Annotated in this window: 4 protein-coding genes; 1 reads left to right on the forward strand and 3 read right to left on the reverse strand. The window is 76.0% G+C overall.

Annotated elements, in window-relative coordinates; genetic code table 11:
• Position 1 precedes the first annotated feature (1 nt).
• The 3 genes from pelF to ABEB16_RS17625 are packed head-to-tail and all read right to left on the reverse strand — an operon-like array spanning position 2 to position 3,737.
• Positions 2-1,567 carry a GT4 family glycosyltransferase PelF gene (gene pelF / locus ABEB16_RS17615; protein ID WP_345713522.1) on the reverse strand — a complete coding sequence of 522 codons (1,566 nt, stop codon included), beginning with the start codon at positions 1,565-1,567 and terminating at the stop codon, positions 2-4.
• Entirely contained in the window at positions 1,564-3,351 is a 1,788-nt protein-coding gene (locus tag ABEB16_RS17620) for a hypothetical protein (RefSeq protein WP_345713523.1), read from the reverse strand. The genes pelF and ABEB16_RS17620 overlap by 4 nt, the downstream gene beginning before the upstream one ends.
• A complete protein-coding gene (locus ABEB16_RS17625; protein ID WP_345713524.1) occupies positions 3,348-3,737 on the reverse strand; it encodes a hypothetical protein in 390 nt (129 codons plus the stop codon). Before ABEB16_RS17625 ends, ABEB16_RS17620 begins: the two co-directional genes overlap by 4 nt.
• A 395-nt stretch (positions 3,738-4,132) precedes the next feature.
• On the opposite strand from ABEB16_RS17625, the gene ABEB16_RS17630 reads away from it, so the two are divergent.
• On the forward strand, positions 4,133-6,367 hold a 2,235-nt coding region (locus tag ABEB16_RS17630), incomplete at its 3' end, for a fibronectin type III domain-containing protein (RefSeq protein ID WP_345713525.1).

Raw genomic sequence — 6,367 nt, forward strand, 5'->3', positions numbered from 1 at the left:
CTCACGGGGCGACCGCCGTCCGGCCGCCGGAGCCGGCCCGGGACTGCGCGGGCAACCGCGGGGCGCCCACCGCGGCGGGGACCTCGGCCCGGGGCCCGGCGGCCCGGGACTCCGCGACCACGGCGCCCAGCACCGCCCGGTAGCCGTCGAGGCAGCGCTGCCGGCCGAAGAGACGCCCCACGCGCTCGTGACCGCGACCGCCGAGCCGCTCGGCCAGGCCGGGGTCCAGGAGCAGGGCCACCACCGCGTCGGCGAGGGCGTGGACGTCGCCGGGGGGCGCGGTCACGCCCGCCCCCCGCATCGCGTCGAGCACCCCGCCGACGAGGGTCGTGACCACCGGGCGGCCCTGGGAGAGCGCCTCCAGCACCGAGATGGGAAACCCCTCCGAGATGCTCGTCATGAGCACGACGTCGGCCGCGCGCATGACGCCCGTCGGGTCCTTCGTGGCCCCCATGAACCGGAACGAGTCCCCCAGGCCGAGCTCGGCGTGCAGCGCGTGGCAGCCGCGCGCGTAGTCCTCCTGCCCGCGCGGCACCGGCCCGTGGTGCAGGAACGTCACGTCCGGGACCCGCTCGCGCACCGCCGCCGCCACCCGCAGCATCGTCCGCACGTCCTTCAGCGGGTCCAGCCGCCCCACGCTCACCACCGTCCGGGTGCGCGGGGCGGGTTCCACCCGCCCCGGCGCGGGCACGCCGTTGGGGATGGTGAGGATCCGCTCGGGGGACACGCCGAGCTCCTCCTCCCACGGTGCGTTGGCCTCGGTGACGGGGCAGACGACGTCGGCGATCGCGTACGCCAGGCGGGTCAGGCCCCGGGCCAGGCGGGTGTTCACGAACCGCGCCGCGGCGGGGTCGGAGGAGCGCACCGCCGCGAGGTAGCTCTCCCGCACGTAGACGCCGTGCTCGGACAGCACGACCGGCCGCCCGCCGATGGCCTTGTCCACGGCCGCCGGCAGGCTGGACCAAGCGGCGGCCGTCACGAGGGAGACCTCGCCCTCGGGGGTGGGTTCGGCCGCGGTCCGCGCCAGCCAGAACAGGGTCTGGTACAGGTCCACCGCCCGGCCGAGGTCGAACTCCGCGACGGCGCCGACCTCCTCGTGCCGCTCGTCGAGGACCGCCGCGAGCGCGCGCAGGTAGTGCTCCCACATGACCTCGTCGCGGAACATCGCCAGGACGCGGTCGGGGTGCCGGCGGCACCACACGAGCGCGGGGACCACGGCCAGCGGGTCCGAGGACCAGCCCAGCAGGCCCTCGACGAGTTCCGCCGCCAGCGTCGGCCGCCGGGGGGCGCGGGCGCGGAACGGGCGGCGGCGGACGCCGCGCGGCGGCCGGGTGGAGCCCCACAGGTGCAGGTGCCCGGCGAGGCTCGCGTTGGGCGGCAGCTCGAAGACGGGCGCGTCGGCGGTGCCGGCGGTGAGGGCGAACACCCGCCACTCGACGTCGGGCAGCCCGGTGATCAGCAGGTCGCACCAGGTGCTGACGCCGCCGACGACGAACGGGTAGGTGCCCTCGGTGAGCAGGACGACGCGCGGCGGGGCGCCCGTGGTGGTGCCCGTGGTGGCGCTCACGCCGCCGCCCGGGGCAGGGTGACGCGCAGCTCGTCGCCGGCGGCCAGCGGCAGCCAGCCCGACAGCGACCCGGCGTAGGCGTCGAGCCCCGCCGCCGTCGCCGCGCTGCCGGCGGGCACCGTCAGGGGGACCTCCAGGTCGGTGCCGGCGGTGACGACGACGGTGCCCGGGCCCGGGGCGCAGGCCTCGTGGTGGGCGTGCACCAGACCCGCCTCCAGCGCCCGCCGCCACCGCTGCCGGCGGCGCAGCTCCACCGCCACCTCCCCGGTCGACGGGCTGAGCAGCGGCGCGCTGTCGCCGACCCAGCGGGCGTGCTCGTCGAGGACCCGCGCGACGAGGTCCAGCAGCGGGCGCTCGGCGGTGAGGTTGGCCTGGTGGGCGAACGTGGGGGAGGGGTCGTTCGTCAGCACGTGCCGCAGCACGGTCGCGCTCTCGGCGGCGAGGAACTCCTCGCGGTCGCGCGCACCGGCGCCGGGGTAGTGGCGGGCGTGCTCGGCGAGCTGCTCGGCCCAGGTGGTGACGTGGGTGTAGACGTTCGTGGGGTGCCGCGGCACCGCCACCGCCGGGCCGATCGCGGTCCCCGGCCGGGGGCGGGAGGCGTCGGTGGCGATCACGGTGGTGCCGGTGCCCGCCAGCGCGGCCGGCAGGTGCGGGTTGTCCAGGCCGGAGTGCGCACCCGTCACCAGCACCCCCGGGTCGGGGTCCAGCCCCGCGGCGACGCCCCAGTCGCGGTTGCGGGTGATCTCCTCGTGCAGCAGCTGCGGACCCACCCAGCCCTCGGCGTCGCGGCCCTGCACCTGCCACCCGTCCGCGGTCGCCGCCTCCTGCGGGGTCAGGTGGCCGAGGTCGCGGTGGCTCCAGGTGTGGTTCACCCAGCGGAACTCCCGCCGATCGGCCAGCAGCGACGCCGTCAGCGGGTCCCGTTCGGCGTCCGCGCCCCGCGCGTTGTAGACGAGGTCGAACGTGAAACCCCGCCGGTGCTGGAACGCCACGACGGCCGCGACGTCCGCCGGTGACATCCGCACCGTCTCCACCGCCTCCCCCGGGACCCACTCGCCCTCCCGCGCGGCGGCGTTGGCGATGAACACGTCGTCGACGTGGCAGGAGAAGCGGTGCCGGTCCGCGCCGAGGTGGTGCCCGCGGGTCACCCAGCCCAGGAACCCGCGGGCCAGCAGCAGCCCGTGCGGCATCCAGCGGTCGTGGTCGACGAGGACGAGCAGGTCCTCCAGGCCGTCGTGGCGCAGCACGCCCGCGAGGACCTCCTGCTGCGGGGTCAGCAGGAACGGCGTGAAACGGGCCGGGTCCACCACCCGCGTCGGGTATCCGTAGCTGCCCTCGGCGAGGGGGAACGTGCCGCGCAGGTAGCCGAGGACCTCGCGCCCGGCGGCGCTGACGCGGGCGGTCGTCCCACCGGTGGGGCGCCCGGCGGCAGCGGCCAGGCCGTCCTCGGCCCGCGGGAACTCGTAGGCGCGCAGCTGGCGCACCCCGAAGCGGCGGCGGTACGCGGCGAGCACCTCCCGGCTCGTCCAGAACGCCGAGCTGTCGGTGCCCGCGATGACGGCGCCGTAGCGGCCGTGCCGCGGCCGCCCGGCGTGCACGAGGTCGGCGGCGGTCAGCGGGGCGGTGCTGGCGGGGTGCACGTCGAACGGCGTTCCGGTGCGCGCGAGCGCGGCCGCCCAGGCGTCCGTCGTCGGGTCGTCCGGCCGCCCGGCCAGCAGCAGGACCCGCAGGTCGGTGCGCAGCGGGCCGTCCTGCCCTCCCGGGTGCGCGAGCCCGCCGGTCATCGCCCGGCGGCCGAGGACGCCGTCCGGCGCTCGACCACGCGGCGGTCCACCTCGGCCAGCGGCAGCCCGCTGGTCAGCTGCCGCTGCAGCTGACCGGCCGACACGACGAGATCGTCGAGGACGCCGAGGATCGCCCGGCGCGTCGCCTCGGTCTGCGCCATGACGTGGTACGCCTCGTCGCGCGCCTCGAGGAACCCCACCTCCGCGGTGTCCTCGCCGGATCGCGCCACCACCGCCCGCAGCTGCTCGGCGACCGCGCTGAGGTTCCGCGGCCGCTGCTGCTCCAGGCGCAACCGCATGTTCTCCTGCGTCAGCCGCTCGACCTCCTGACGCAGCAGGACCTGCTCGTCGTCCGCGCCGGCCTTGCGCCGCCACCAGCGTCCCATTACCCCGGCTCCCGTGGTGCTCGTGGCGGAAACCCTGTGCCCGCCCCGTGAAGGCTAGTGGCTCCGGCGCACCTCCCACAGGTTCCGTCGCCCGGGTGCAGCAGCGCCGCCGGGCGCGCCCCCGCCCTGCCCGTCGGGGGCCGGCACCGGCGCCCGGCGCAGGTGGTTCCCCCACCCGGCCCACCCCGTCCGGGGGGTTTCACCGACGATGACGCCCCGTGACGTGGGCCACCCGGGTGGCCCGCACCCGATCCGGTCCGGTGCTCACCCAGCGGATACCTAGGCTCGCCGTGCAGACGAACGAGCAGCTGGAGGTAGGAATGGCCGGGAACCGGGCGCGTCCGAGGTGGCGACGCCGTGCGCGGCGTGCGATCGCAGGGGCCGCGGTCGCCCTGGTGCCGCTGGCCGGTCTGGTCGAACCCGCCTCCGCGGCGGGCGCGAGGATCGCGCTGCGCGTTCTCGTCGTCACCAGTGGTGATCCCTCCTCGGCGGCGATCGCCGCGGAACTCCAGCGCGAAGGGGTGCCGCACACGGTCGTCGACCTCACCGACGCCGGGCGTCCCACGATCGACGACGCGTTCCTCGTCGACGCCGCCTCCGGCACCGCCCGCTTCCAGGCCGTCGTCATGCCGAACGCCCGGCCGGCCGGCATGGGCGACGCCGAGCTCACCGCGCTGACCGGGTACGAACGCGCCCACGGCGTCCGCCAGCTGAACGCCTACGTGTGGCCGGGAGCCGGTTCCGGTGCCAGCGCCCTGACGGCCGGGGTCCTCGACGGGGCAGCGGGCACCGTGACGGCACAGGCGCGGGCGGACGGGTTCTCCGCGCTCAGCGGATCCCTGCCGATCGACGACTTCGCGGCGGCCACCGAGGTGTACGGCTACCTCGCGCAGGTCGACCCCGAGCTGCCCGCGGGGGAGACCACGACCCCGTTCATCACCGCCACGAGCGGCGGCACCACCGGCATGATCGCCTGGGAGCACGAGCACGACGGCCGCGAGGAGCTCTCCCTCTCCGCCGCCTCCAACGACTCCATGCAGTGGTTCGGCACCATCGCGCCAGGCCTGGTGAACTGGATGACCCGCGGCATCCACCTCGGCCACCAGCGCGCCTACTTCGACGTCCAGGTCGACGACGTGTTCCTGGCCGACAGCCGCTGGAGCACGTCCGGCAACTGCACGCCCGGTGACGACTGCGTCGACCCGGCCGTCACCACCACCGACGTCCGCATGACCGCCACCGACGTGACCCGTCTCGTGGACTGGCAGCAGGCCAACGACTTCCGCCTCACCATGGTCTTCAACGGTGGCGGCAGCGTGGCGTGGAAGGCGGACAACGGTGGCTCGGACCCGCTGACGGACGCGTTCCTCGCGAACAAGGCGCAGTTCCCGTGGGTGAACCACACCTACTCCCACCCCTACCTCGGCTGCATCCAGATCGCGCCGACGGTGGCGGGGCGGACGTGGCACTGCGCGACCAGCGACACCGAGACCCCGCGGCAGGACGCCGACGTCGCGGCGCAGGCCGGCGGCGGCACCTACTGGGCGTCGCAGGAGTTCATCACCTCCCAGCTGCAGCAGAACGTCGACTGGGCCCGGGCCAACGCCCTGCCCGGCTTCGACGCCCGCGAACTCGTCACCGGTGAGCACTCCGGCCTGCGCACCAGCCCGCAGCAGCCGGCGGACAACCCGTTCCTCGCGCCGGCGCTCGCCGCCGCGGGCGTCACCCGCATCGCCTCCGACGCCTCCCGGGAGCCGGACGGCCGCGCCGTCGGTGCGGCCACCACCGTGCCGCGCTACCCGATGAACATCTACTACAACACCGCGACGTACCGCGAGCAGATCGACGAGTACAACTGGTACTACGCGTCCGCGGCGGACGGCGGTGGCGGGATCTGCGAGGACAACCCCGCCAGCACCTGCATCACCCCGCTGGCGGCGGGCACCGACGCGGAGGCGAAGGCCAGCTTCGAGTCCTACCTGCAGCCGCTGGAGGTGCGCAACGCGCTGGAGCACGTCCTGGCCAACGACCCGCGCCCCTTCTACGCCCACCAGTCCAACCTGGCCGAGGACGGGCTGCTCTACCCCGTCGTGCAGGGCGTCCTCGACGGCTACCGCGCCACCCACACCGGCGACGCGCCGCTCGTCCAGCTGGGCCTGCGCGAGCAGGGCGAGGTGCTGGACCGGATGTCCGGCTGGCAGGACTCCTCCGCGGCGGTGAGCGCCTACCTCGACGCCGACGGCGTGCACGTCTCCGGCCCGGCCGGCACGAGCGTGCCCCTGACGGTGCCGGCCACGACCGGCGACCGGACCGGGGCGCTGTCCGCCTGGGGTGGCTCGCTGTCCGGCTGGTTCGCCGCCGCGGCGGGCGACACCGTCGTGGCCGTGCCCGCCACCCCCGGCGGCGGTTACGCGGGTGTCGAGACGGCCGCCACCGCGCCGGCGGCCCCCGCCGGCGTCACCGCGACCGCGGGCAACGCCTCGGCCACCGTCTCCTGGAGCGCACCGGCCGACGGCGACTCCCCGCTGACCGGGTACGCGGTGCGCGCCTACGCCGCCGGTGCCGACGCCCCGGCCCTCGTCGTCGACGTGCCGGCCGACGCGACCAGCGCCGTCGTGACCGGGCTGGCC

The sequence above is a fragment of the Kineococcus glutinatus genome (assembly GCF_039542765.1).
Taxonomy (GTDB): Bacteria; Actinomycetota; Actinomycetes; order Actinomycetales; family Kineococcaceae; genus Kineococcus_A; species Kineococcus_A glutinatus.

What these genes read in the sequence shown, in the direction of transcription:
- ABEB16_RS17625 (WP_345713524.1), bottom strand. Translation starts at nt 3,737, where the DNA reads ATGGGACGCTGGTGGCGGCGCAAGGCCGGCGCGGACGACGAGCAGGTC.
- ABEB16_RS17620 (WP_345713523.1), bottom strand. Translation starts at nt 3,351, where the DNA reads ATGACCGGCGGGCTCGCGCACCCGGGAGGGCAGGACGGCCCGCTGCGC.